Consider the following 26,725-nt stretch of genomic DNA (forward strand, 5'->3'; position numbering starts at 1 on the left):
AAAATGAAAGCCCGGAAAATTTTCCGGGCTTTTTTATGAGATTTTGATCGAGTTCGAATTTGTGCAGAGGCTCGGGAAGACCTTGGGCTGCCTTCCCGAATTCCCCTGACTTTTGGGACTAAACTGAATAAACCTTACTTTGAAAACAACTACTGCTATCAACGGACACTTCTTTGCCTGTGGCTGAATTTTTTAATTAAATGATTTTATCTTACATATAAATCCCCAACACAAATCCGAATACGAATGCATAAATTATTGATAATAAGTGTTTTAATTGTATTTTCCTCTCAAGCTTTAGCTCAGAAAAAGGAGAAAATAAATATCCTGCTTATCCATGTGGATGATTTGGGAGCGACTGATCTTGGGGTATTTGGAAGTGATTTCTACGAGACTCCCAACTTGGATGGATTGGCTGCAGAAGGGATGAGATTTACCCAATCCTACGCTGCGGCGGCGATCTGCTCCCCGACGAGAGCGGCACTTTTGACTGGGAAATATCCTGCACGCATATGCATCACCGATTGGATTCGGGCCAAGTTTCAGGGATATTCTACTTCCGGTGACCCGGGGGAATATGTGATCTTTGAAGATAAGCCCTTGAAGACTCCAAAAATTCAGGGCTTCTTGCCTTTGGAAGAGTTGACTTTGCCGGAGCGATTGCTTCGGTTGGGATATGCCACCATGCATGTGGGGAAATGGCATTTGGGTGAGGAAGGACACCACCCCGAAGATCAGGGATTCCAGATTAATATCGGCGGAAATGATCTCGGTCAGCCACCAAGCTATTTTGACCCTTATCTATCACCCAACGGCAACCCAGATTATGTGCTAAAAAACGTCCCTCCCAGAAAAGAGGGGGAATTTCTGACCGATCGGGAAGGGGATGAGATCGTGAAGTTTCTTCAGCAAAAGTCCAAGGAGCCCTTTTTCATACATTGGGCACCCTATGCAGTACATACCCCGATCATGGGTCCTGAGGATTTGGTGGAAAAATATAAAAATAAACCTCCGGGAAAACAGAGAAATCCCACCTATGCAGCTCTGGTTGAGAATCTGGATCAAAATGTAGGAAGAGTAATCGCGGAGTTGGAGCAGTTGGGGCTTCGGGAAAAGACTCTGATTATTTTCACCTCTGACAATGGCGGGCTCATCGGAAATCCCCAAAACCCGGTTACCGTAAATCTGGGACTTCGATCCTTCAAGGGCTATCCCTACGAAGGAGGCATTCGGGTGCCTACAATCGTGTCTTGGCTGAATAAGATTCCTGCAGGGACGATTTCGGACACACCAATCATCACCATGGATTGGATTCCGACCGTTTTGGACTTAATGGGAGAGGATTCGGCAGTCGGAGATGGGGTGAGTTTGAAGCCTTTGCTATTGGAACAAGGAGCACTTGGCAACCGGGATTTATTTTGGCATTTTCCCCACTACCGGACGCCGGATGTTTTGCCCTATTCTATCATTCGATCGGGGGACTACAAGTTGATTTATTATTTTGACGGGGAAGGAGTGGAGCTGTTTGACCTCGCCAATGACCCCAAGGAGGAAACCAACTTAGCCAAACAGTTGCCCTTTGTGGTAGCCGAACTCAAAGCCAAACTGGAGAACTGGTGGAGGGAGACTGGAGCGAGGCTGCCAAGGGCTATGTAGTTTTTGCAGGAATAATTACTGTACTAATTATTACAATAATGAAGTCTACCAATTAGTCCGGTAAGTTGTTCATGGTCTTTTAGTGGGGAAACTGCTTTTCCAAAGTTCAAAACTTTGGAAAAGTTGTGTATGTAATTTAAAAGATTTACTAAAAAATAATTGCTTGAGATTGCAATTAGTAGGATTTTGTACGTACTTTAACTAGATATAGCTTTTAAAATCAAATCATTATGGCAAAGTCAATCTCAGTTTGGTTAGTATTGGTTTTGGTCTCTTTTGTGACTTGCTTTGGCCAAAACCCAGGCAAAAAGGTGGCAATTGATGGAAAAGACATCTTTTATCATTTGGCTGGAATTGAAAATAGAAAGTTTGGCCAACCTTTGGTAATCCTTGAAAGTAACCATGCATCAAGTTTCGATACTTGGTATAAAGTGATTGATAACCTTGAAAACGTCCCTATTTTGGCCTATGATCGAGCGGGGATTGGGCAATCTGATCCATTTGATGAATCACCCACCCCTGAAAATCGAACCCGGCAGCTTAGAAATTTGCTGGAAAAATTAAACTTGGAACCTCCCTATATTTTGGTGGGTCATGGCTGGGGAAGTATGCTGATCAAGGATTTTGCAATGACATATCCCGAGTCGGTGGAGGGGATGATTTATCTTGACCCGGTGGACGAGTCTTCCAGTTTTGAGAAAATGATCACCATTTTCAACCAAGCAGGATGGGATGGAGAGAAAATCGCAAAAGAGTTTTTTGAAGTTAGGAAAGAGAGATTCCAGCAAGCGCCGGCAGGAATAAAAGCAGAGGCTCAAGTGATGTATGAGTTTGCATTGGGAGAAAAAAGCAATCCTAAGCTTTACGATTTCCCTGAAATTCCTTCGGCAATTCTGCTGGGAGGCAAGCATGTAGGCTATATGGAAAATCCTTTTGAGCCAACGCTCACTGTTGATTATCAGCAGGTGGTCAATTTGCTTCAGCGAGACCGAATTTCAAATTTCACGGATTTGATCCTAAACAGGCAAGATTCTGAAATGATATTGCTATCCAACTACATGCATTATTTCCACCTTCAGGAACCTGAGAAAATTTCCGCTTCGATTCTCTCGAAGTATCATGGAGATCCTGCCAAAAAGCTGGTCAAAGCAGCCCAAAAATATGATTTAGAGCAATTCAAGAAATACCTGGAGGGATTGGAGACGCATACTTTGAATGGCGAGATTACCGAAGCCATCATCAACATGCTTGGCTATGATCAGCTTCGCAAAGATCAGCCTGCTCATGCTTTGGTTCTGTTTTCCTATAATCTGGAGCAAAATCCACAGTCAGCCAATGTCTATGACAGTATGGGGGACGGATTGGTCGCTATGGGTAAAACCAAAGAAGCTATTCCCTATTTTGAAAAGGCAGTCAAGCTTGGAGAGCAAAGTAAACATCGGGATTTGGGGCTATTCAAGAAAAACCTCGCAGCAGCAAAAGGAGAAGAATAAATCTGAAAATCTCCTAACTACCCGGGTTGAAAACAGCAATAATCACTTTTTCTTAGAATCGAGTTGCCTAGATGGCTTTTCGTTTGGGGAAAATCGGTGGTTGTGGATTGCAAAGAGAGGCTTCCTGCATTCGTGTAAATTTCTTAATCTTATAGCTCCCCAGCAGGAAGAAAAATGAAAAAGAAAGTTGCCGTTTTAGGCGGTGGAGGTTTTATCGGAGGACATCTTGCCAAACGATTAAAGGAACAAGGCAATCATGTCTTAGTCTGTGACCTCAAGTTCCACGAATATTTAGATCCCAACCAAATCGCTGATGAATATCAAATCCTAGACCTTACGGATCCTCTTCAGGTAGAAAAAGCCATTCCTCAAGGTTGCGATGAGGTGTACCAACTGGCAGCCGATATGGGAGGAGCCGAGTACCTTTTTTCGGGCTTGAATGATGCGAATGTGATGAGTTCCTCCGCTTTGATCAATCTCCATGTGGTGCGAGAGTGTGTGAGAAAAGGTGTGAAAAAGGTGTTTTTTTCGTCTTCTGCCTGTGTTTATCCCCTTTTCAACCAAGAAGACCCAACCCATCCCAATTGTGAGGAGTCTACGGTTTATCCCGCCTTTCCGGATTCGGAATATGGTTGGGAAAAGCTCTTCAGTGAAAGGCTTTACCTTTCTTTTCACCGGAACTACGGGCTAAATGTGCGAATTGCCCGCTTCCACAACATTTTTGGACCTTTCGGTACCTGGAAAGGAGGCAAAGAAAAAGTGCCGGCTGCAATGCTTCGCAAAGTCATCGAGGCTCCCGATGGAGGTGAAATCGAGGTTTGGGGAGACGGAACTCAGACGCGTTCCTTTCTTTATGTAGGGGATTGTGTAGATGCGGTTTTGGAGCTTATGGCGAGTGAGTTTACCGGACCGGTGAATATCGGTTCGGAGGAGATGCTCTCCATCAATCAACTTGCAGCAATGGCCATCGGACTTTCAGGCAAAAATCTCCGAATCCGGAATCTTCAAGGCGAAGCTTTTTTCAAAAAATATGGATTTCCTTGTCCTTTGGGGGTGATGGGGCGAAATTCCGACAACAGACTCTTTGAGCAAAAGATAGGAAAGACCAATTTTTCACCCTTGATTAAGGGTCTGACTGAGACTTTCCATTGGATCGAGAAACAAGTGGTGATTGAAAGCAGTCTGATCAAATGAAATCCAAAACATTGGTCATCATTTTGGGACAGGCGAGAGCTGACAGGCTTACTTGGGATTCCTTCAAAAAAAACGTGTTGAAGGCCCTTGAGGCAGACTTGGCGCTTTGCATTGGAGAATCTCCTGAAAATACCCCTTCCAATCAGTATTGGGCGCATGCTATCTACCGTTGGGTAGTACCTGAGTATGAGGATTTCGGCGATGGATTTGATCAGATTCAGCTGGATAGGTATGGGAAAAATACCGAATGGAGGCAGGTATTAACTGTGCCTGACCAATGGCTCGGGGGGATAAAGGGGGGAAATGAACAACCAGGAAGTGCCGGGATATTGGTGTATCTGAAGGCCAAACTTTTGGAATTTCTTGAAAAGGAGGAAATCAGAAAGAAATACGATCGATACGTAATCACCCGCTCTGATTTCATCTGGGAGGTGTCACATCCCAAGTTGGATCGATTGGATCCAGACAAAATTTGGATTCCTTATGGGGAATTTTATTGGGGAGTTACCGATCGGCATGTGGTTTTGACCTCCAATTATCTTCGGCCTTATCTGGATTTGATTGGCCCGGTTCTTAGTGAACCGGATCAACTGATTCGGCAGATGCAAACTTATAATCCCAAGCCCAATTGGAATCATGAACAGTACATTCTGTTTCGACTTAGGAGTCAGGGCTTGGAAAAGAAGATCAGATTTCTTCCCTACATGATGTATTCGGTAAGGGAGGAGACTACACCTACACGATGGGCGGAAGGGGAATTTGACGAAGAATTAGGCTTTTTGGTCAAATATCCAGCTGAGAAGATTCGCGCCAGACTCACTCGGAAATATCTGACTAAAAAATCCGGAGAGGTAGTTTTGATGCCTGATTTATTGTTTCGTTGGATTCTAAAGGGGCTTTTTTCAATGAAAGTGAGAGGATGGATATCCTAAGGGCAGGATTCTGGGTAGAAAGAAATGCTTTTCCGCTATTCGATATCTGTAATCCGAGTACATCCTCAACACACCAACTTAAACCCATATCCCCGCACATTCAGGATTTGAATATTGGGGTCGTCCTGCAGCTTTTTGCGAAGCTTGGTGATAAAAACATCCATGCTACGGGCATTGAAAAAGTCATCCGAACCCCAAATTTGGTTTAGAATCAGCGTGCGGTCGGTTATGTCGTTGGCATTTTCCAAAAGCATCTGCAGCAGTTGGCTTTCTCGGGCAGTCAGGGGAGTCTCGGTTTCGGCAAGCTTTAGCAGTTGACGAGTAGGGTGAAATTTATATTTACCTATTGAAATCCAGTCGCTTTGATTCTGCCGGGTTCGCAGGCGATCCAACTGGGCCTTGATCCGCACGATCAGCTCTTCCATGCTGAAGGGCTTGCGCACGTAGTCATTCGCTCCGAGGCCAAAGCCTTTGACCACATCTTCTGTCTGACTTTTGGAAGTCAGGAAAATGATCGGGGTGTGGGGATCGATTTTGCGGATTTCGGCAGCAAGGGAAAATCCGTCCTTTTTGGGCATCATCACGTCTAGTACCAAAATATCTGGCTTTTGGGCCTGATAGGATTCCCAGGCTTTTAGCCCGTCGGGACATAGCCGAACTTTGAAGTCCCTGCTTTCCAAACTCTCCTGAATGATCATTCCCAGCGCCAGCTCGTCTTCAGCTAATAGTACGTTGATTTTGCTCATGGCCAATAAGTGATAAAGGTGGTAGAATTCTTTCCCGTTTCCAGTTCGATTTTTCCTTCGTGCTTTTCCAAAATCTTTTTCACGTAATACAAGCCTATTCCAAAGCCTTTCACGTCATGGACATCGCCTTTTGGTATTCGGTAAAACTGCTCAAAAACCCGCTCTTTTTGCTCCGAACTGATATTTCCTCCGTTGTCGTGAATTCGGATTTTGTGCAAACCGTTTTGATCGAGGCAGATTCGGATTTGGTCACCGCCGTATTTGATGGCATTGTCGAGGAGATTGGAAATCACATTTTCGAAGTGAAAAGGATCTGCGAAAATTGGTTGGGGGTTGGCCGGAAGAATCAGGTCGATTTGCTTTTCCGGCGCTAAAGTCTGGAACTTTTGCACCAATTGTCTCAGGAGAATTTCGGGTTCGATCGCCTCCTTTTTCATCACCAATTGATCTGAATCCAACGTGGCTGTTTCCAGCAATTTTTCAACCATTTGGTTCAGTTTGAGCATTTGGGTTTTGGAAATATCCAGGTAGCGGTCTGTTTTGGCTGCATCTTTCTCCGGATTGAATTGCTGGATTCCCTCGATCGCAGTAAGGGTGGTCGCAATCGGAGTTTTGAATTCGTGTGTGATATTCCCGATCAGGTCCTGCTTGATTTCAGCGATTTCTTTCTGGTTTTTGATCGTTTGGTAGAGGTAGTAAAAGGCAAAGGCAATAATCCCAAGGAAAACCAAGGAGGTCATCAATTCAACTAATCCCCGCTTAAAAATGGTAATGGCGGTATTTTCAAAATACATTTCTAAGGAATGCCCCGGAGGCAGGAAGGTAGATCGGGAAACGGTTTTGAAAGGCATCTGGGGCTTTTGGGCTAATACAAAGCTATCTTCTGCAGTATCTCCACTGAGTTGGATAAGTCTGTAATTGATAGCTATGCCCCGACGATCCAGTTCCTGGAAAAGAAACGCATTGATTTTGTCAAAATCCAAACTATCCCGGGTGATAGAGATTATGATACGATTGGTTAAGGTTTTGATCTGATTTAAACTATCAGCTGCTCTCTTTCCAAAAAATACCCGAAGTTCATTTTCCTGGTCAAGACCGACTCCTGATGTAGAGTCCCAAGTGTATGAATGCGAGGCACTATCTTTTTTGATTTCTGACCAGAACATAGAGTCAGGACGATTTTTTTCAACGTCCTGTATGGCTCTAAAAATCATCTTGCTTTTCCCAACCCGTTCAATGAAGTCAGAGGTTTCTTTCGAGATTGAGGTATCAGATTCAGTGAAATTTTCCGGGTCAAAGCCTTTTGGAAGAGAATCAATCAAATCAGGCTGGCCTTTGATCTGAAAAAGTTCAAGGTTGTCAGTCAAAGTGATGACATCGGTTTTGGCGATGTCTGCATAGTAGTTTTCTACCGCATTGTCCAAGCTTTGCTGGATATCGCTAACCAATTTGGATTCAATTACCTCAAATTGGTTGAACAGTCTCCAAGCCTGAACTAATATACTGATGGCTAAGGTCACCCCGATTAAAATTCCGATCCGCTTGAATTCCAGTCTATTCATAAGGCTAAATTAGCAGGTTAGGAAGGAGGAAAAAACTCAGGTTAACACTCGTTAACACTGCTTAACCTTGTGTTTTTGCGGGCTTTATTTCATTTGTAGGGTAAAACAAAAGCTGCTATGAAAATCAAACACCTTTTCGCTTCGGTCCTCTTGCTGGCCGTTTCATTCTCTACCAGTATGGCTCAAGGCCTTACCGGCAGAGCATATTATAAGTCCTCTTCTTCTTTCAAATTTGAAATGGATTCCTCCCAAATGGCTCCTGAGCAAATGGCCGAGATCCAAGCCCAGCTCAAAAAGCAAATGGAGAGGGAATATGTCCTTTCGTTTACTCCCATCGAATCCAACTGGAAGCAGGTAGAAAGCCTCGGCGGAGGTCCGGCCACGGCATCTTCAGGAGGCATGCAGATTGTGATCAATCAGGGAAGTCAGGATCGGGTGCTCTATAAAAACATAGCCGATCAGACTTTCGAGCAGGAGCAGGATGTTATGGGGAAAGAGTTTTTGATCAAGGATGCACTCGAGCCGGCTGAATGGGAACTGACCGGAGAAACCAATAAAATCGGCGACTATACCGCACAAAAGGCCACCTATTCCCGAATCGTAGACTCCCAGCGCTTTTCCACAGGCATGACGGAGATGGAAAATGTCAAAGACACGATTCAAGTGACGGCTTGGTTCACTCCGGATATTCCCGTGCCTCATGGACCGGAAAACTTCTTTGGATTGCCAGGATTGATTTTGGAAGTGCAAAACTCCGGGAGAACCCTTATCTGTCAAAAAATAGAGTTGAATCCTTCTGCCGAACCGGTCGCCATTGTTCGTCCCAAGCGGGGAAAAGAAGTGACGCGTGAGGAATTCCGTGCGATTCAGGAAGAAGGGATGAAGCAGATGATGAACCGCTACCAAGGCAAGCCGGGAGAGGGGAATCAGTTTACGATACGGATTGGGAATTGATTGATGTCGGATGACAGATGTCCGATGTCATGCTGAGCGGAGTCGAAGCCCCATCCATTTCCGATTCATGAATTACAGAAGCAAGACATTAGACTCTAGACGCTAGAAACTGGAAGCTGTATCTAAAGCTTTCACGTAAGAAATTTCAGCTTTCTCACTTCAAATTTCATACTTAACCAAAATGCTTTTTTCCAAAAGACTGATTCTCTTTGCCTTTTTTCTGGGATATGCTTTTTCGGCCTTCGGCCAAAGTAAGCCCCTGATCGGCCAAGTGCTAGACTCCCTCAATCGGCCGATTCCCTATGCCAATGTGGTGGCTATCAACCAAAGCACCCAAAAGATCGGAGGCTTTGGGATTTCCAATGACGAGGGGCGGTTCAAAATCACCTTGGCACCGGGTAATGAATATTTGCTTCGGGTTTCATTTGTCGGTTTTCGGCAGTTTGAAATGCCGGTCAAGGAATGGGATTCCGAAACGCCCATGTTAATTGTCTTGCAGCAGGCGGATACCGAATTGGGTTTGGTGGAGGTAGTCTCGGAAATGCCCGTCACCATGAAAGGGGACACCCTGACCTACAAAACGGATGCCTTTACCACGGGAAATGAGCGCAAGCTGGAAGATGTGCTGGAAAAGCTTCCGGGCTTCCAAGTGGATGAAAATGGAGAGGTAAAAGTGCAAGGTAAAAAGGTGGACAAAGTACTCGTGGATGGGAAAACTTTCTTCGACGGTGATTCCAAACTGGCCACCAAAAATCTCCCCGCCAATGCTGTGGATCGGGTGCAGGTTTTGAAAAATTTTAATGAAATCTCCCCCGTCCGAGGCTTGGACAATAATGAGACCCTGGCTTTGAATATCCAGTTGAAAGAGGGGAAAAAGAACATGGTCTTTGGAGACTTGACGGCCGGGGCAGGTCCTCAGGAGCGCTATTTGGGGCATGCAAATGCCTTTTACTACGCGCCCAAACTCAATGTGAATCTGATCGGTGGGAGCAATAATGTCGGGGAGCAAACCTTCACGCTACAGGATTATTTCCGGTTCAGCGGAGGAATGGCTGGATTGGGTGGACGTGCGGGTTCCCGTGTCCAACTCAATTCAGATGATTTGGGAATTCCCTTGGCTTCCCGCACCAACGCCTTTGACTTAAAAACCACCTTGGGAGCGCTGAATTTCAACTATTCTCCCAGTAAAAAATGGAGACATTCCGGTTTCTTGATTGCCTCCGCTTCGGATAACAGACTAGGGAGTAGCTCGCTTCGGACCTATTTGAATTCGGAGGAAAACACGCAGGAAATCCTCAATTCGGCCAGTCAGGTCGAAAATAAATCAGGCTTGGGGAAATACTCTTTAACTTACACTCCGAAAGAAGAAACTTACCTGAAATACAGCTTTTTCGGAAAGCTATCGGACATTTCCAACAGCAATATCCTCAATTCCACCTTTGGTGAAAATGTCCAGAATATCGGAGCAATCAATTCCCGGAATCCCTACAGCTGGCAGCATCGATTGGATTATTTCCATGCTCCCAATGAGCAGCATGTCTTTTCCATGGAGCTCAATGCCGAGCGAAAATTCAACGATCCGCTTTACGATCTGACCACCAATCTCAAACCTTTGTTGGGCTTGTATCCTATCCAAGACGAGGAATCCTATCGCTTTTTTCAAAACCAGGAAATCACCACTCAGACACTGGAAGGAGCACTGAATTACTATTACATCCTCAATCCGACCAATCACCTCAACTGGACTTTGGGCTACCAAAATCTAGCCCAAACCCTGAATGGAAGTTTGGCACAGGAAGGTTCTCAGGAAGCATTTGAGGAATTTGACAATGCCAATAAGTTTGGCTTGCAGGATTTGTATTTGGGAATGACCTGGAAGACCAAGTGGAAAAAATGGATCATCAGTCCTTCGGCCTATTTGCATCGGTATTCATGGAAAGATCGGCAGTTTGAGAATGAACTGAGCTACGATAAAATTCTCGCTTTGCCCGGTCTCTATGCCAAGTGGGCGATCAAATCCAACCGGTCCCTAACCTATCGATTCCAGACCGAGGCCAATTTTATGGATATCCAGAAACTGGCTCAGGGCTTTGTTCTGCAGGATTACAATGCGATTTTTCAGGGAAATCGGGCCTTGGACAATGGGATTTTCAATAACCATAGCTTGAGCTATTCCCACTTTGATATGTTTTCTGGCTTGACGGTTTTTGGGAACCTGAATTACAGCCGCAAGCGAAATGAAATCACAACTACGACCGATTTTTCAGGAATCAACCGTCTGCTTTCCCTGATCAATGTGGAGCCGGTAAACGAGACACTCAACGGGGATTTGCGATTGGATAAATCCCTGAACAAGCTCAAGTTTGAGGTAGGTGGACAGTGGAATGCCTTTTCTACCAATTTGATTTTGGATGAGCGGCCTACTCAAAATCAGCAGTTTTCCCAGACTTACGACACCAAAGTGACTACGACTTTCTTCAAGGTCCTGGAAGTGGATTTGGGGTATTCTTTCACAGCCAATAATTACAATTCAGGTCCGATCCAAAACACTTTTACCACCCATAGTCCCAAGGTGGAGATTGATTTGGATATCGTAAAAGGCTTGAAACTGAAAGCAGATTACACCTACAACACCTACCTGAACAAGGCTACTGCCACACAGAGCGACTTTGATTTTCTCAATGCCTTTTTGATCTATCAGGGCAAAAAGAGTCCTTGGGAATTCAAACTTTCAGTTTGGAATATCCTGGACACCCGCTCCATCCGGAGAGATAGCTTCAATGAAAACCTGATCAGTACCTATTCCTATTTGGTGCAGCCTAGGTATGGTTTGCTCACGGTGAAGTTTGATTTGTAAGCGAATTAATTTTTCGGTGAAAAGACTTGGAATTCAGCAGCCTTGCTTTTCACCGATTCCTTGGAATAGGGAATCGTAACGAATTCATCCTTAGCCCAAACCGGAAAGAGGTTTTTGTAAAAAGGACTCTCAGGATTGCCAGACTGACCGGGTGTATTGATCCCCATCGTGTTTTCCCAGTCTTTGGTATCCACCAAAATCCGGAAAGAAGCTCCGGAAGTATTGTTGTCTCCATAGGCATTGGCACCGGGGGTAAAGCTGTAGCCGCCACGGGGAAGCGGTCCGGCGTTGAGTTTGGCTTGCCACTCCTCGGATGCAATTCTGCCCAAAGGATGGTAAATCAGGGCATGCTTGTAGTCTTTTTGGCCGTATTGCCACTTTTGAGGATTTGGGCCAAGTTTTTTTTCCAAAGCCAAAATTGCAGAGGCAAAAGACTCAGAAAGCCAGGCATCCCTTGAATTTTCTGGATTGGATGAGAAAATCAGGGATGGATTCATCACCCATTCGATTACCCGGGTAAGGGCAATGCTACCAACCAAGCCTCTGACTTCCTCAGGCACGGCGATTTCTCCGGCTTTTTTCCTCAACTCTCTTTCCCACATGACATAAATGCCTGCTACAATGGATTGGGGAGCAAGGATAAAATCCCAATTGAGCAGGAGATTTCGAAGAGAATCCGTGCGCTCATTTTCGAGAGTTAGATCTTTCAAAAATGGGACAAGCTGACGGGCAGGAAGTGCCAAATAGTCATTTTGAAGTGCTCCCATTTCTTCCAGAGTGAATTTTTTATCCTGACTCAAAACCTCCCTGATTCGCTCCCCACGGAAGTTGTCCGCCCATTCGTAGCCCAAGGCATCGGGATAAGGATAATCAGCTGGAGCAACATTTTGATTGGCTGTGGAAATAAAGCCGGACTCCGGATTGTACTCATGCGGTCGATCGGCTATGGGTAAGTATCCGTTCCATTCGTATCGACCATCTCCCATAGTGGCTACCAAGCCCGAAAATCCTCTTCGAACCGGCGCGATCCCTGTAGCCTGCCAACCGATATTTCCTTCCCGGTCTGCCCAAACCATATTTTCGGCAGGAATAAAGTTGTTCGTGCAGGCATCGCGGAATTCCTCCCAGTTTTTGGATTGGTCCATTTTCAAACTCGCCAAATAAGGTGCCGAACCCGGTTCCAGCCAAGCGCACTGAACGGCCACGGCCTTGTTCAATTCTTCATCAATAAAAGAGACTGGTCCATGCAGGGTGTAATAGTGTGTAACGATTCGGTCTTCCTGACCTTTGATTTTGATCGTATCAGAGATCGCCTTCATCTCCATCCATTCATCCCGGAAGCGATATTGGGTTGGATTATCAGGGTGGATGTCATAGACCCGCATGTCTTCATTGTCCGTGGAGAAAATCGTCAAGCCCCAAGCTCCATATTCATTGTGTCCTATTGAAACGCCCGGAATGACCGGTTCTCCGCCTCCGACTACATTCCAGCCGGGAGCATTCAGGTGCACCCAGTAGCGAAGAGATGGGGCGGCTTGAAGCCGATGTGGATCGTTGGCCATGAAGGGAAAACCGCTTTCGGTCTTGGTTCCACTCAGCACCCAATTGTTGGAGCCTTGGGCAAAAGCATCGGCCTCCAAGGTGGTTTGTATTTCTTCTTGAAGTGCTGCCAAAGCTACCTCTACTTCTTTTTCCTTCCCCCGATAAGCAGGGTCAATATCCTCGGGCTGAAATTCCACTCTTCCTCTAAATGCCTGATAAGGAGCCAAAATATCTTTGAAAAGGAGTTCCGTGGGAATTCCCGGGTCCAAGTTCAAATCAGGTTTATTGGGATGAAAATAATAGAGCTTTTCTGCGGCTTCAGGACCGATTTTACTGACTACTTGGCTGATCTTTAACTCATCGGCGACATTTTCCAAAAGCCCCTGATGCCGGGAAATCACCACTTCCCAAGTCCAGGGTTGGGGTTGGATTCCCAGCATTTGAAATTCAATAGGCAGGGATTTTGGATCCGAATTAGCTTCCTCAATGTAGGCGTTTACCCCTGCCACAAACGCGTCCACTATTTCTACACCACGCGGATGATAGTGACGAAGTTCTGTTTCCTTATCACCTCTGAATTGAAATAGGCGTACCCCACGATCCCGCTCAAATTCCCTTTCTCCGAGGATTTCGGCCAAAGTTCCGGTGGCTTGCCTGCGCCAAATTTCAAACTGAAACAATCGGTCCTTGGCTGCCAAATAGCCCTGCATGAAAAACAGGTCGGCTTCGTTTTGGGCGAAAATATGATTGATGCCATTTTGGTCCCGAATTACTTCGACCTCGTCTTGGAGTTGAGGAAGGCTGGGTTTTTCTTTTTCAGAGCAGGAGAAAAGGATGATGGATAAAGCGAAAGCAGAGAGGAAATTGTTGATTTTCATGGAGAGTGGGTGTTTGCTTCAATTTTAGAATAAAACCGAAAAGGTCAAAACCATCCGCGGAAAAGGGATAATAAGTGTGGGAAGGATTTGAATTTGGATTAGTCATAAGAAGGATAATTTGATCTGATTTTTTGGGATACTCCATTTGAATTTTCACTTGAAATACATTAAAAGCTAGATTTAATAATTCAATAAAAGCTAAAAATAATAAAACATTTAAAGCTAAAAGTTGTAAAGCATTAAAAGCTAAATTACCTTTGAATAAATTTGAAAGGTAATGGCTACGATCTCCGAAAGACTTGCTAACTCTCTGACTATCCTCAAAGATCTGCAGGAAGTAGATAAGATCGCCGTCAAATCATCCGATCTCAGCCGTACCCATCGGGAGCGCTTGGTTCGTTCGGGTTTTTTGAAAGAGGTGATGCGGGGATGGTATATCCCTACGCGACCGGACGAACCGGCCGGGGAAAGCACATCTTGGTATACCTCCTTTTGGTATTTCTGCGCAGCCTATCTGAATGAGCGTTTTGGGGAGGAGTGGAGTTTGTCACCTGAGCAATCAGTCATCCTTCATGCAGGAAACCTGACCGTGCCGAGACAGCTTTTGGTACGAGCTCCCTCAGCCCGTAATCAGACAACTCAGCTGCCTTTCGATACCTCTATTTTTGAGACTCGGGCAAGGATGGCTGAGAAGGAGGAAGTATTCATTGACTCGCATGGTCTCCGCCTTTTTTCTCTGGAATCAGCCCTGATTTATTGCCCGGAGCCTTTCTTTCGGAATAATCCTGTGGATGCAAGAGCGGCTTTGGCTTCATTTCGGGACGGGACAGATTTGCTGAGAAGGTTACTGGATGGGGGACATAGCGTGGTGGCGGGAAGATTGGCGGGAGCCTTTCGAAATATTGGTCGGGATGCTATTGCGGACGATATTCTTGAGGGAATGCGGAGTGTAGGTTATGCGGTCACCGAGCAGGACCCCTTTACCGAGGCGAGTACTTTGCTGATTCCTTCCCGGCAGGTTTTGCCTTATGTCAATCGGCTTCAGCTGATGTGGATGAGCATGCGGGAGACGGTTTTGGACGTATTTCCAGCCGAGCCGGGTCTTTCTGCTGATTCCTCCGCCTACCTTCAGCGAGTCAGTGAGCTATTTGTCAATGATGCTTACAACTCCCTTTCGATCGAAGGCTATCGTGTATCGGAAGATTTGATTGAGCGGATTAAAGCTGGTAGTTGGCAGCCCGAAATTCATGAGGCAGACCGTCAGCATCGGGATGCGATGGCAGCAAGAGGCTATTGGCAGGCTTTTCAGTCGGTGAAAAAGGCCTTGGAAGAAGTCCTTTCCGGTGCAGAATCAGGTCAGGTGGCTGAGAAGGTCCATCGGACTTGGTATCGGGACTTGTTTGCTCCGAGTGTGGAGGCAGGGATTATCCGAGCTTCGGATTTGGCGGGATATCGGAATCAACTGGTTTTTATCCGTCGATCTAAGCATGTTCCTCCCGCCCAGGATCAGGTGAGGGACTTGATGCCGGCGTATTTTGAGTTGCTTTCTTCAGAAAAAAGTGCGGCAGTTCGAGCCGTCTTGGGTCACTTCGTCTTTGTTTACATTCACCCCTATGTGGATGGAAACGGTCGTATTGCCCGATTCCTGATGAATCTGTTGATGGCCTCAGGAGGCTATCCTTGGGTAATAGTGCCTGTGACTCGGAGGGAAGAGTATATGAATGCCTTGGAGTCTGCCAGTGCGGAGCAGAATGTTCGTCCTTTTGCTCAGTTTTTGGCTAGTTTGCTGGAGCCATAAAAAAAGGCCTGGATATTCGTCCAGGCCAAATTTTTCAATTTTGGAATCTTCCAATTTCCGAATCCTATCAAACTGAAGCGACCAATTTCACATCCAACTTCACTTCGTCATAGATCATTCTGTCTCCGAGGTTTTCGAAGAAGTTTCCAGAGCGGAATTTGATGTCGTATTTGGTGCGGTCAAAAGTGATCTGACCGGTTGCAGTCATCTTACCTCCAGCCATAGCTACTTTCGCAGGAAAGGAAACCGGTTGGCTGATTCCTTTGATGGTCAAAGTGCCAGAAATGGTGTAGTCAGTCCCGTTGCTAGTTTTGGCCTCAGTGATTTTGAAAGTGGAGGTATTGAATTTTTCTACAGAAAAGAAATCATCAGACTTCAGGTGATTGGTCAAGTTGCCTTTTGATTTTTCATCTGTTAAATCTTCCACAGTCAGATTGACCATATCCATGTCAAAGGAGCCACCGGTGATTTTTCCTCCGGTTACATCGAGATTCGCATTTTTGATCGGAACATAGCCCCAGTGGGTTCCTGTCACTTTGGAGGCTTCCCAACGAACTTGGCTCTCAGCTTTATTTACAGTGGCAGGAGCCGGGTTTTCAGTTAGGGTAAAAGCGGTGACAAGACCTAGGATAAACGTTGCAAGTAATTTCATTTTGAAATGGTTTTGTTTAGTTAAAATGGTTTGAAGAGTTACAAAAGGCTAGACTTACTTTTTGATAAAATGTTTAACGTCGCAAAACCTCAAGGTTGGAGGAATATGATTAAAGGCAAAAAACAGGGGTTTTTTGGTTGGTAAAATCAGGCTTTTGCTAGTAGCCCATATTCTACTTTCCCATGTCCGTCCGGAGTGGTATAGAAAGGCCGCTTCTCGATCTCATAGTTTTTGTCCGGAGGAATGCCCAAGGCATGGTAAATCGTCTGATGGATGCTGTCAATTTTGATTGGGTTTTCGATGGTTTTGCAGGGGCGTTCGTCGGCTGTTTTGCCAAAAACATGCCCTCTTTTGATTCCTCCTCCAAACATCAAAACTGAGCAACCATCCGTAAAATGCCGATGCATGCCGTAGTTTTTCATGTCCTCGATGATGTCAGGCACTTCCACTTGGTCTTGTACTTTCAAATCCGGTCTGCCTTCAGTCAACATGTCTCGGCTAAACTCACTGGCCACGATGACTACCGTTCTTTCCAGTTTTCCGCTTTGATCTAGATCTTTGATCAATTGGGCAATCGGTGCATCGATCATTTTTTTCATATCCTTCAGTCGGGTGTGCCCATTGTCATGGGTATCCCAACCGAAAAATGGTTCGTACTCCGTAGTCACTGTGATATATCGCGCACCTTGATCGATTAATCTTTTTGCTAAAAGACAACCCAGCCCAAATCGTCCGGTGTTGTAGAGGTCATAGGTTTCCTTGGGTTCCTGACTCAGATCAAAGGCTTTCGCCTCGGGGGAATTGAGCAGCATGTACGCCTGCTCCATGGATCGCTTGAGGGATTCTTTTTGGTAATCCGATCCAAACTCTCCCATCGGGCTCGCTGCGATCAGGTCATTGTAGAGCTGATTTCTTCCTTCGAATCGCTTGTAATCCATTCCTACAGGCGGTCTCACCGCTTCCAATCCTGCAGAAGGATCGGGAATCAGGAAAGGACCAAATTCCGAACCCAAGAATCCGGCAGAGTGGAAAGCCTTTAACTCTTCGCCTTCGCCCACGGTAAACCGCTGTCCAATATTGATGAAGGGTGGAATGACCGGATTGAGTGGGCCTTTTTCCTTGGCTATCCAACTTCCCAAATGCGGAACTACCACGGATTGTGGAGGTTCGTAACAGGTGTGGAAATGGTACTGATGTCTCGTGTGAAGGATGTGTCCTAAATCAGCAGCCTGATAGGAGCGAATCAAGGTGCCTTTGTCCATGACTGTGGCGATGTTTTCCAAGCCTTCCGAGAAGAAAATTCCGTCCAGTTTAGTGGGGATTGATGGAAAAGTACTCAGTACTTCTTTGGCTTCCATTCCTTTCCGGAAAGGGGTGAATTTCTTTGGATCAAAGGTCTCGGTGTGTGCCATTCCACCAGCCATGAAAAGTAAAATCACCGAGTCAGCCGTCGTAGGGATTTTGCTTTCGCAGGATGAAAGCAAGCCTGCCAAAGGCGCCCCCATGCCCATGGTGGCCATGGCTGCAGCACTGGTTTTCTTGAGAAAGTCGCGTCGGGTTTGGAGGGTTTTCATGGCTCAATAGATCAATTGAAATTCAGGTAAGAGGAAAACGGCCCAGAGTAAATCCTGAATAGCTTCAGGACTTGGATTGGGTCCCAAAGCTTTTTGGGCGACTTCCAGTTCTTTAGGACTTGGTTTTCGCAGTAAGGCTTTGGCATAAAGATTTTCTGTCAGGACCACAGGATCGGAAAAGGTAGTAGCCCATTTTTCACCTCCTTTGACCAAGGCTTTGTTGAGTTTTTCCCCATTGCTTAGCTCCAAGGCTTGCAGCAGACTGGCCTGAGAATCCCGGCTGGTTGAGACGATTTCCCGATTGGGTCGTCCAAGCGCTTTTAGAAATTCATTGTTGGCAACCAAAGAGGCTCTTGCAAAACTCAGATTGGTTTTGGCTTCTGGAATGAGTTGATAAGGTCTGAATTTCACTTCAACTGAATCAAACAAAGGAGCCGCTATCTCAGCCACTGCGTCGGAAAACTGCTCCGCGGTAATTCTGCGACGGATCACTCCTTGGAATTTGAAGTCTTCGGCCATCAGCTTTTCAGCGGAAGCCACGGTGACGGATGGGCTTTGGTAAATCTTGGAAGTCGTGATTTGATAGATCAGTCGCTTAAGATCATAGCCATTTTCCACAAAATCTACCGCCAGCCAATCCAGCAAATCCTGACTCCAGGGAGCATTGTCCATTTCGTCTACCGGTTCGACCATGCCTCGACCCATCAGCTGTTTCCAGATTCGGTTGACCACCGTGCGATACATGCGTCCGTTGGCAGGCTGAACGAGTTGGTCGGCGAGTTGACGGAGTTTTTCAGCTTTGGTGGCCAGGGAATCAATTTCCCCCAATTCCTCCCAAAGAATCTTGGTTTTGGCCATCTGCCCGGTGGGCTGCTCACAGCGACTTACTTCCAAGGTTGAATCTGCAAAGATGTTTGCAAAAGCATAGGCTTGCTCAAGCTTCCAGTCACTAATAAAACTGTCGTGGCAGGACGCGCATTTCAGATTCAAACCCAACAAAACCTGTCCCACATTCTGCGCAGCTTGCATTTCGGTTCGCTGGGAAGCATTCACAGTTCCTCTCCAGCGTATGCCTTCTATAAATCCCTTGGACTTTTCAGATGGATTGACCAGCTCTTTGACAAACTGATCGTAGGGTTTATTGTCCCGAATGGACGTGTAAAGCCAATCCGTGATAGCAAAGCGGCCCTTGGTAATGTATCCTGTTCCGGTGTAGTCATTTCTCAGCGCATCGTTCCAAAAGGTTAGCCAATGCTGGGCAAAGTCATCTTTTCGATCGAGGAGATTTTGGATCCAAATTTCCCGCTTATTGGGATTGGTATCTGCCTGAAAAGCTGCCAATTCCTCCGGAGAAGGCAAAAGCCCGATAATGTCCAAATACACTCTTCGGAGAAAAGTCCGGTCATCGACAGGCTCGCTCCAGGAGAGTTGGTTTTGCTTGAAATACTGATCCACCCAGCGATCAATCGGATTCTCCAGCCCGGGTTTGGATGCAGGGAGATCAGGTTTTCGGGGTGCCAAAGCTGCCACTCGATACACCGACTGCTGAGCCACTCCATCTGGCCAAGGCGCACCTTTTTCCACCCAAAGGGTAAGTAATTGGATTTCTTCTTTGCTGAGGAGATTTCCCTTTTCTGGCATGACCTCCTTGTGGTTTTTAGAAAGAGAAACTCTGCGGATCAGCTCGCTCTTTGTAGGATTTCCGGGAGCGATCACGGGGCCATTTTCTCCCCCGGCAAAGACAAATTCCTTCTCATCCAATCGAAGTTCTCCTTCGATTTTTGCTCCTGAATGACACTTGTAGCAGTTATGGGCAAGGATTGATCGGACATTGGTCACGAGCTGGATTTCTTTTTCAGGAGAAAGTTCAGAAGCGAAAGTTGCCAAGTCCACAGTCAGGGATTGGGGAGCTTCCTGATCTGCATTTTGGGGTAAAACCTCGGTGAGGTAATCTTCCCCATGAGTCAAAGATGCCCCAAAGTGGCCAGCTGCTCCAATTCCGATTCCAGTAAGAAACAAGAAAAAGCGATAGGCCTTGATGGATGAAGAGGAGGGATTCAGTTCACTTTTGCGAAGCAAAACCAACAATAAGAGGCTCAAGCCTGCACTGACCATTCCAATGATCCTGTGCAGGTCCAAAGTGCTTCCGGTAATACCTTCATTTTCAGCCAATAGCCAGCCCATCCCCGCTGAGATTGCCGCTGATATAGCTCCAATAATGACCAAAAAGCGAATTCCTCCCCGATAGGAATGCCGGAAGTTACCAATCGTAAACAACTCCATGACTACAGCCACCAGAATCAGAGCGATCGGAAAATGAACCAGCATGGGGTGAAATCTTCCGAAAAGTTGGCTTAGCCAAAATCCTCCCTCTGCTTGGACTAAAACAGAACTTTGAAGTGCTGTGAAAGAGATTTGGTCAAAAGAGGAGAGGGCTACGGCAGAAAGCATCGGGATTGGAACAGGTTGAAAAATATAAGGCTTTAGAGTAAATATTCTATCCTGATTTTGAATAAAATAGGTTTAATGAACCTGCTTGTAATCAAAAAAGCCCCGAACTGTTGATCCGGGGCTTTTGGGGGTGATAAGCAACTTTTACTCTTCTACTTTATTTTTAAACTCAATCTCGTTGATGCTCATTAATACTTGTTCTCCTTTTGCATCGGCATTTTTGAAAATGAAATACAAATCCTGAACACCCGTGGTAGGCTTGATTTTGACCTTGGCCCGGTTTGCGTTCATGCGAACCCATTCCTGCATACTCACTCCCTGAGGAGGTCGGAAACCTCCGCCTTCTTTTCTGCCGATTTTCTCAGATGTTCCGAGGATTTCTCCTGTTGGAGAACCCAAACGGACTTCCACTGTGCCACCGATGGCTCCATTTCGCTGATTGATTGCAGCGAGAACATCGATTTGCTGGATTCCGGTGAGATCGATTCCTTTTAGCGCAAAATGAGAATTATCACCTGCCATCAAAAAGCTTACCCGAGGTGTGGTCAGGAGTTGTACACCTTTGCGGTCCACAGAAGTTTGGGGATCCACAAAAGGACTTTTCAAGGCCACAAAATCTACCCCGTTGAGCGAACCGATGGAATTGCCGCCTTTATCTGAGTAGGACGCTCGGAGCAAGAAGCTTCCTTGTCCGTTTTCCCCTTCAGGGATCTCTGCAGTGACTTTTCCGCTCAAAGGAAGTGAGGCAATATTAGCCTGCACATCGTCCATTGCCAGAATGTAATCCACCATTCGCTTGGCATCAGCCTCGCTGAGTGAAGGGTGAGCACTCATAGCATGGTCTCCCCAGACTCCGGCTCCACCGTTGATGATTTTGCCCACCAAGTACTTCGTATTTTCCTCGGAGTTGGGATATTTTTCGGCCACCGCCTGATAGCTTGGACCGATGGATTTTTCTGCAAATTGATGGCAAGACTTACAGTCGCTCTGCTCAATCAGGTTTTTGCCGAGGTTCAAAATGGCGGCACTTTCCACACCGCTTTGCTTAGAGGCTACCTCGATTGGATCAAACCCTGCCGGTACATAGTCAAAAGTGACTGCAACTTCTTCAGGTTTGATGTTTCCATCTGCCGAGCTACCATCTTCTTTATCGACCACAGAGATCGCATAAGTCAAATCTTTGTCTCCAAACCAGAAGCTTCTGTTCAGTCCTCCAAAGTCAATGCTGACCACAGGTGGTTCATTTCCGGCTGTCACTTCCAAAGAGGCCGAGTTGGTTTCTCCTTTGGTGTCGGTGACGGTTAGCATGACTTGATAGGTGCCAGCTTCGCTAAATGTAAAGCTTGGATTGGCTTCAACTAGGTTTTGATTGAAGCCGGAACCGTTGGTGATTTTCCATTCATAGGATAGTTTGCCCTGATCGTAGTCATCGAAATCATTCGTGCCTTCAGAGGAGAAATTCACAGTCAAAGGTGTTGCTCCGGCTGTTTTATCTGCAACTGCATTCACATTCGGCTTACGATTGCCTTTGTTGTACTGGATTTTGATCAGGCGGGAATTGGCATTGCCACGGAACCAAGCTGATCCATATTCCAAAATGTACAAGGAGCCATCAGGCCCGAAGTCCATATCAATTGCGGAGCTGAACGTCTCGTTGGGCAGGAATCGCTCCATGCTTTGGTAGTCTCCATTTTCATCCATGGTAACTGCGAAAATCCAGCCTCGCATAAAGTCCACGATCAGCCATTTGCCTTCGTAATAGGCAGGGAAGACGTAAGGTGCATCCTTTTTGAAATCCGCTTTGCGGAAAACCGGCCCTCCCGTTGCACTTCGACCGGAGCTTCCCAATTCCGGGAATTTCTCAGAAGTACCGTAAGGATAATAAATCATGGCAGGAACGACCGGAGTGGGTAGTTCTCTCAAACCAGTATTGTTCACCGATTCGTTGACAGGCTTATTTACGTCGTAAGGGGCTCCATAAGAGCTGTCGGCGTGATTATGTCGATTATAAGGGAAATTGTCTCCAATGAAATAAGGCCAACCAAAGAATCCCGGGCCTTTAGCTTGGTTAAACTCGTCATATCCTTTTGGTCCCCAAATCGAATCCACGGAGGCATCCGGCCCTACTTCGCCCCAATAGAGATAGCCTGTTTTGGAATCAAGAGTCGGTCTCCAAGGGTTTCGATGGCCCATGGTGTAGATTTCGGGACGGGTTTTTTCTGTTCCGGGAGGGAAAAGGTTTCCTTCAGGAATGGTGTAAGTACCGTCATTTTCCGGATGGATTCTGAGGATTTTACCCCTCAAGTCATTGGTATTTCCGGGAGCACGCTGATCGTCGGAGTTTTCCATACCGGGTCTTTCGTCCAAGTTGGAAGAGCCTTCTCTAGGGTTTACGGTATTATTTCCAACGGTCAAGTAGAGGTTACCTTCTGCGTCGAAGACCATCCCACCACCGGTATGGCAGCATTCTTCGCGTTGAGTCGGGACTTCGAGCACGATCTTTTTGGAGGATTCCACCAGCTCATTGCCTTTCAGTTCCCATCTGGCCAAGACATGTTTGGCGTCAGCTGGATCTGCATAATACATGTAGATCCAGTTGTTTTTGGCATAGTCCGGATGAGCAATCACGCCCATCAGCCCTTCTTCAGCCTCGCGGGTGACTCCGGCTTTGTTGGTGTATTTGGTGTTGACCGGGATGGTGGCGACCAAGGTGACTTCTCCGGTGTTTTCATCCAGGATTTTCACGCCCCCTTTTCTCTCCACAAAAAGGACCCGATTGCCTGGCAAAAAGGTCATTTCCATGGGTTCGTCCATGCCTTCAGTCAGGACGACTTTGGTAAATCGGTTGTCTTCGGGCTTGAGGGTTGGGTCATCTGATGGGTCAGTTTTACAGGCAAAAACTGCCAATCCCATCAGTAAGGCCCAAAAAGCTCGCAAGGGTAAATGATTTCGCATAGGTTTTTGGTATAGGATAGTTTTCTATTGTCTCAATGTTGGACAAAAGAAACCGAACTACCAAATTCTCTTGCTGTTTCGGTCGATTTTGGGGATGAGCGAGCGAAGGAACTGATTGATTATTTGGGCTAAAGCTGCTTTTTCAAAAGAAATTCAGGGTTATCCTTCTTAGGGATATTCACCATTGATCAAATTCATTTCCGGAACAATTTTTCTTTTTCTATTTTTTCAAAAAAGTAGTTTCCGATATGAAGAAATTTCTCCTAGCCTTAGCCTTAATCCCTGTATTTGCTTTCGCTCAAAATCACGAAACCAATCTTTGAAAGATTTACAATGCTGAGCTTTCCTCCGGCCATACCTATGAAAATCTTCGCTATCTCTGCAAAGTCGTGGGCAACCGATTGGCAGGTTCTCCGGGTGCAGCTTCTGCTGTGGAATGGACCAAGCAACTGATGGAAAGTTATGATTTTGACACGGTCTATCTTCAGCCGGTGATGGTTCCGCATTGGGAAAGGGGCGGAAAGGATGTGGTCAAAATCGTCAATTCCGAAAAGCACGGCACGGTGGAATTGAACGCTTTGGCCTTGGGAAATACACAGGGAACTGGCCCCGGAGGTCTGGTTGGGGAAGTGGTAGAAGTGAAAAGCATTCCTGAGCTCAGGGAGATGGGTGACAAGGTGAAAGGGAAAATCGTCTTTTTCAACGGACCTATGGACCCCAAGCTCATCGATACCTTTCAAGCTTATGGCGGAGCCAATGCCCAACGCAGTTCGGGTGCTGCCGAAGCCTCCAAACTCGGAGCCATCGGAACTTTGGTTCGCTCGCTCAGCAACACGGTAAATGATATTCCCCATACCGGAAATCAGCGCTACAATCCTGATTTCCCCAAAATCCCTGCCTTGGCGATCAGTACCCAAGATGCAGAATTGCTCAGTCAGCTTTTGGCAGATCAGGCAGATTTGAAAGTGTACCTAGAGTCTCATGGGGAGATGAAAACTGAAAAGCTGTCCTACAATGTGATTGGGGAAATCCGTGGAACAGAGAAGCCTGAGGAAATCATCGCCGTAGGAGGTCATTTGGATTCTTGGGATGTGGGAGAAGGGGCTCACGATGACGGGGCGGGTTGTATGCAGGCGATTGAGGTGCTCAGACTGTATAAGGAATTGGGCTGGAAACCCAAGCGGACTATCCGGGCCGTGATGTGGATGAATGAGGAAAACGGACTTCGGGGAGGGCAGGAATATGCCCGTGTAGCCAAAGAAAAAGGCGAGAAACATATCGCAGCTTTGGAGTCTGACTCGGGTGGATTTTTGCCTATCGGTTTTTCATCCAGCGGGACAGATGCCCAGCGAGGTAAATTAGCTTCTTGGGGAGATTTGCTCCGACAGTATCAGCTTTGGAGCCTGGATAGGCCGGGTGGCGGCGCAGATATTGGGCCTCTCAGAGATCAGGGGCCGATTTTGATTGGGCTTAAGCCGGATTCGCAGCGGTATTTCTTTTACCATCACACGGAGGCGGATGTCTTTGAGGCGGTCGATCAGCGGGAATTGGAGCTGGGTGCGGCTGCGATGGCTGCTTTGGTATATTTGATCGAGCAGGAGGGGATTTAGTATTTCGGATTTCAGATGTCGGAATTCGGATAACCTTAATCCCGTAATTTACTCTTATTAAAAAGCCCAGCCTTCTGATTGAGCATTCTTCTTATTTGCCTGACTTCAATCAGTCTTTTAGGTAAGATTGGTCACCGTTTTCCCTTTTTCTTTCTGTTTCCTTTATAAAAACATTACACCCATGAATGACCTCCAGATTGCCAATTCGGTAAATCCCAAACCCATACAGCATATCGCCAAGCAAATCGGGGTTTCTACAGATCAACTCGAGTTTTATGGGAAATACAAGGCCAAGCTTCCTCTAGAATTGATCGATGAGGAAAAGGCCAAAAAAAGCCATCTGATTTTGGTCACGGCCATCACACCCACTCCGGCTGGAGAAGGCAAAACTACCGTTTCCATTGGCTTGAACGATGCCTTAAACCGGCTTGGCAAATCATCCATTGCCGTGCTTCGTGAACCCAGTCTGGGACCGGTGTTTGGGATCAAAGGCGGTGCAGCAGGTGGAGGCTGGTCTCAGGTCATTCCGATGGAAGATATCAACCTTCACTTCACAGGGGATTTTCATGCGATCGAAAAAGCCAATAACCTGCTTTCAGCCCTGATTGACAATAATATCCAAAGTAAGACCAGAAACTTGGGCATAGATCCTCGGACGATTCTATGGAAGCGGGCCATGGATATGAATGACAGATCCTTGAGAAATCTAATTGTAGGATTGGGAGGGAAAAACGGAGGAATGCCACGTGAAACCGGCTTTAATATTACTGCGGCTTCAGAGATTATGGCCATTCTCTGCATGAGCAAGGATTTGGAGGATCTTAAAGCCCGTTTTGCTAGAATATACATCGGAGATCGATTTGATGGTTCTCCTGTTTTTGCCGGAGACCTGAATGCCCAAGGTGCGATGGCTACCCTGATGAAGGAGGCCATCATGCCCAATTTGGTTCAGACTTTGGGTCACAACCCGGCGATCCTTCATGGTGGGCCCTTTGCCAATATTGCACAGGGGACCAATTCTATTTTGGCGACCAAAATGGGCTTGAGCTTGGGTGAATTTGTGGTGACGGAGGCTGGCTTTGGGTCGGATCTCGGAGCGGAGAAGTTTTTCAATATCAAATCCAGAGAGGCTGGATTGTCTCCGAGAGCGGTGGTTTTGGTGGCAACGATCAGGGCCTTGAAATACCATGGAGGCAAGCCGCTCAAGGACCTCAGCTATCCGGATGTGGATGCCTTGGAATGGGGCTTACCCAATCTCCAGCATCATTTGGACAGTCTCAAGAGTTTTGGGATTCCCGTAGTCGTAGCCGTGAATGTGTTCAGTTCGGATTCCACTGCCGAAAAGGAACTGATTCTGGACTATTGTATAAAACAGGGAGTTCCGGCAGCCCTGAGTGAGGGTTGGGCCCATGGAGGTGAAGGATGCGAGGACTTGGGGAGGTTGGTTATTGAGGCTGCTGAAGGGACCAAATCCGCTTTTCAACCTACGTATTCTTTGGAGGATTCTGTGGAAGAAAAGGTGCAAAAAGTGGCAAAAACCATTTATGGAGCTTCCGGAGTCGAGTATTCGACGAATGCCAAAAAGCAGCTTAAAAAAATCGAGAAACTCGGCTATTCCAAGTTTCCCATATGTATTGCAAAAACCCAAAAGAGCATCAGCGATAATGAAAAGCTGATCGGAAGACCCAAGGATTTCAAGATTACGATCCGTGAATTTGAATTTGCAGCGGGTGCTGGATTTATCATTCCTATAGCGGGCGAAATCCTCCGAATGCCCGGATTGCCTGAGGTGCCAGCTGCGGAAGCTGTCGATATAGATAGAGAAGGCAAGATTTCTGGGTTGTTTTAAAGGTCTGCCTTCAGATGAGAAA

16 protein-coding genes are annotated in these 26,725 nt (G+C 46.4%); 9 read left to right on the plus strand and 7 right to left on the minus strand.

The features are described from left to right. Positions 1-246: 246 nt before the first annotated feature. The 4 genes from AAA938_RS07015 to AAA938_RS07030 all read left to right on the plus strand — a co-directional run bounded on the left by AAA938_RS07015 (position 247) and on the right by AAA938_RS07030 (position 5,275). Positions 247-1,656, plus strand: coding sequence for a sulfatase (locus tag AAA938_RS07015; RefSeq protein WP_338227919.1), 1,410 nt, complete (start codon positions 247-249; stop codon positions 1,654-1,656). Positions 1,657-1,886: 230 nt separating this feature from the next. After that, positions 1,887-3,149 carry an alpha/beta fold hydrolase gene (locus AAA938_RS07020; protein WP_338227920.1) on the plus strand — a complete coding sequence of 421 codons (1,263 nt, stop codon included), beginning with the start codon at positions 1,887-1,889 and terminating at the stop codon, positions 3,147-3,149. A 174-nt stretch (positions 3,150-3,323) separates the two neighbouring features. Continuing rightward, the gene (locus AAA938_RS07025; protein WP_338227921.1) at positions 3,324-4,343 is read left to right on the plus strand and encodes an NAD-dependent epimerase/dehydratase family protein; all 1,020 of its coding nucleotides are present in this window, start codon (positions 3,324-3,326) and stop codon (positions 4,341-4,343) included. After that, entirely contained in the window at positions 4,340-5,275 is a 936-nt protein-coding gene (locus AAA938_RS07030; protein ID WP_338227922.1) for a hypothetical protein, read from the plus strand. Before AAA938_RS07025 ends, AAA938_RS07030 begins: the two co-directional genes overlap by 4 nt. A 65-nt stretch (positions 5,276-5,340) precedes the next feature. Here AAA938_RS07030 and AAA938_RS07035 read toward each other — a convergent pair whose 3' ends face one another. Both AAA938_RS07035 and AAA938_RS07040 read right to left on the minus strand, forming a co-directional pair. Continuing rightward, entirely contained in the window at positions 5,341-6,021 is a 681-nt protein-coding gene (locus AAA938_RS07035) for a response regulator transcription factor (protein ID WP_338227923.1), read from the minus strand. Further along, positions 6,018-7,583 carry a sensor histidine kinase gene (locus AAA938_RS07040; RefSeq protein WP_338227924.1) on the minus strand — a complete coding sequence of 522 codons (1,566 nt, stop codon included), beginning with the start codon at positions 7,581-7,583 and terminating at the stop codon, positions 6,018-6,020. The genes AAA938_RS07035 and AAA938_RS07040 overlap by 4 nt, the downstream gene beginning before the upstream one ends. Positions 7,584-7,700: 117 nt before the next feature. Between AAA938_RS07040 and AAA938_RS07045 the strand changes: the two genes are divergently transcribed. Beyond that, positions 7,701-8,537: a GLPGLI family protein gene (locus AAA938_RS07045; RefSeq protein WP_338227925.1), complete on the plus strand. Its 837-nt coding sequence runs from the start codon at positions 7,701-7,703 to the stop codon at positions 8,535-8,537. A gap of 181 nt (positions 8,538-8,718) precedes the next feature. After that, positions 8,719-11,394 carry a TonB-dependent receptor gene (locus AAA938_RS07050; RefSeq protein ID WP_338227926.1) on the plus strand — a complete coding sequence of 892 codons (2,676 nt, stop codon included), beginning with the start codon at positions 8,719-8,721 and terminating at the stop codon, positions 11,392-11,394. A 5-nt stretch (positions 11,395-11,399) separates the two neighbouring features. Here the strand turns inward: AAA938_RS07050 and AAA938_RS07055 are convergent, their stop codons facing one another. After that, on the minus strand, positions 11,400-13,814 hold the full coding sequence (locus AAA938_RS07055; protein WP_338227927.1) for a penicillin acylase family protein: 2,415 nt from the start codon (positions 13,812-13,814) through the stop codon (positions 11,400-11,402). A gap of 277 nt (positions 13,815-14,091) precedes the next feature. Between AAA938_RS07055 and AAA938_RS07060 the strand changes: the two genes are divergently transcribed. Then, positions 14,092-15,612 carry a Fic family protein gene (locus AAA938_RS07060; protein ID WP_338227928.1) on the plus strand — a complete coding sequence of 507 codons (1,521 nt, stop codon included), beginning with the start codon at positions 14,092-14,094 and terminating at the stop codon, positions 15,610-15,612. Positions 15,613-15,679: 67 nt separating this feature from the next. Here AAA938_RS07060 and AAA938_RS07065 read toward each other — a convergent pair whose 3' ends face one another. The 4 genes from AAA938_RS07065 to AAA938_RS07080 all read right to left on the minus strand — a co-directional run bounded on the left by AAA938_RS07065 (position 15,680) and on the right by AAA938_RS07080 (position 23,244). Further along, positions 15,680-16,264, minus strand: a complete 585-nt coding sequence (locus tag AAA938_RS07065; RefSeq protein WP_338227929.1) for a YceI family protein — start codon at positions 16,262-16,264, stop codon at positions 15,680-15,682. A 146-nt stretch (positions 16,265-16,410) separates the two neighbouring features. After that, the gene (locus AAA938_RS07070) at positions 16,411-17,838 is read right to left on the minus strand and encodes a DUF1501 domain-containing protein (protein ID WP_338227930.1); all 1,428 of its coding nucleotides are present in this window, start codon (positions 17,836-17,838) and stop codon (positions 16,411-16,413) included. Between the two features lie 3 nt (positions 17,839-17,841). Further along, positions 17,842-20,166 carry a DUF1549 domain-containing protein gene (locus AAA938_RS07075; RefSeq protein WP_420915733.1) on the minus strand — a complete coding sequence of 775 codons (2,325 nt, stop codon included), beginning with the start codon at positions 20,164-20,166 and terminating at the stop codon, positions 17,842-17,844. A gap of 267 nt (positions 20,167-20,433) precedes the next feature. Then, complete coding sequence (locus AAA938_RS07080; protein ID WP_338227932.1) at positions 20,434-23,244, minus strand: PQQ-dependent sugar dehydrogenase; 2,811 nt, start codon at positions 23,242-23,244, stop codon at positions 20,434-20,436. Positions 23,245-23,633: 389 nt separating this feature from the next. On the opposite strand from AAA938_RS07080, the gene AAA938_RS07085 reads away from it, so the two are divergent. Beyond that, positions 23,634-24,854 carry a M20/M25/M40 family metallo-hydrolase gene (locus tag AAA938_RS07085; protein ID WP_338227933.1) on the plus strand — a complete coding sequence of 407 codons (1,221 nt, stop codon included), beginning with the start codon at positions 23,634-23,636 and terminating at the stop codon, positions 24,852-24,854. Between the two features lie 181 nt (positions 24,855-25,035). Next, a complete protein-coding gene (locus AAA938_RS07090; protein ID WP_338227934.1) occupies positions 25,036-26,703 on the plus strand; it encodes a formate--tetrahydrofolate ligase in 1,668 nt (555 codons plus the stop codon). The last annotated feature ends 22 nt before the right edge of the window (positions 26,704-26,725 follow it).

The organism is Algoriphagus taiwanensis (assembly GCF_036245645.1).
Taxonomy (GTDB): Bacteria; Bacteroidota; Bacteroidia; order Cytophagales; family Cyclobacteriaceae; genus Algoriphagus; species Algoriphagus taiwanensis.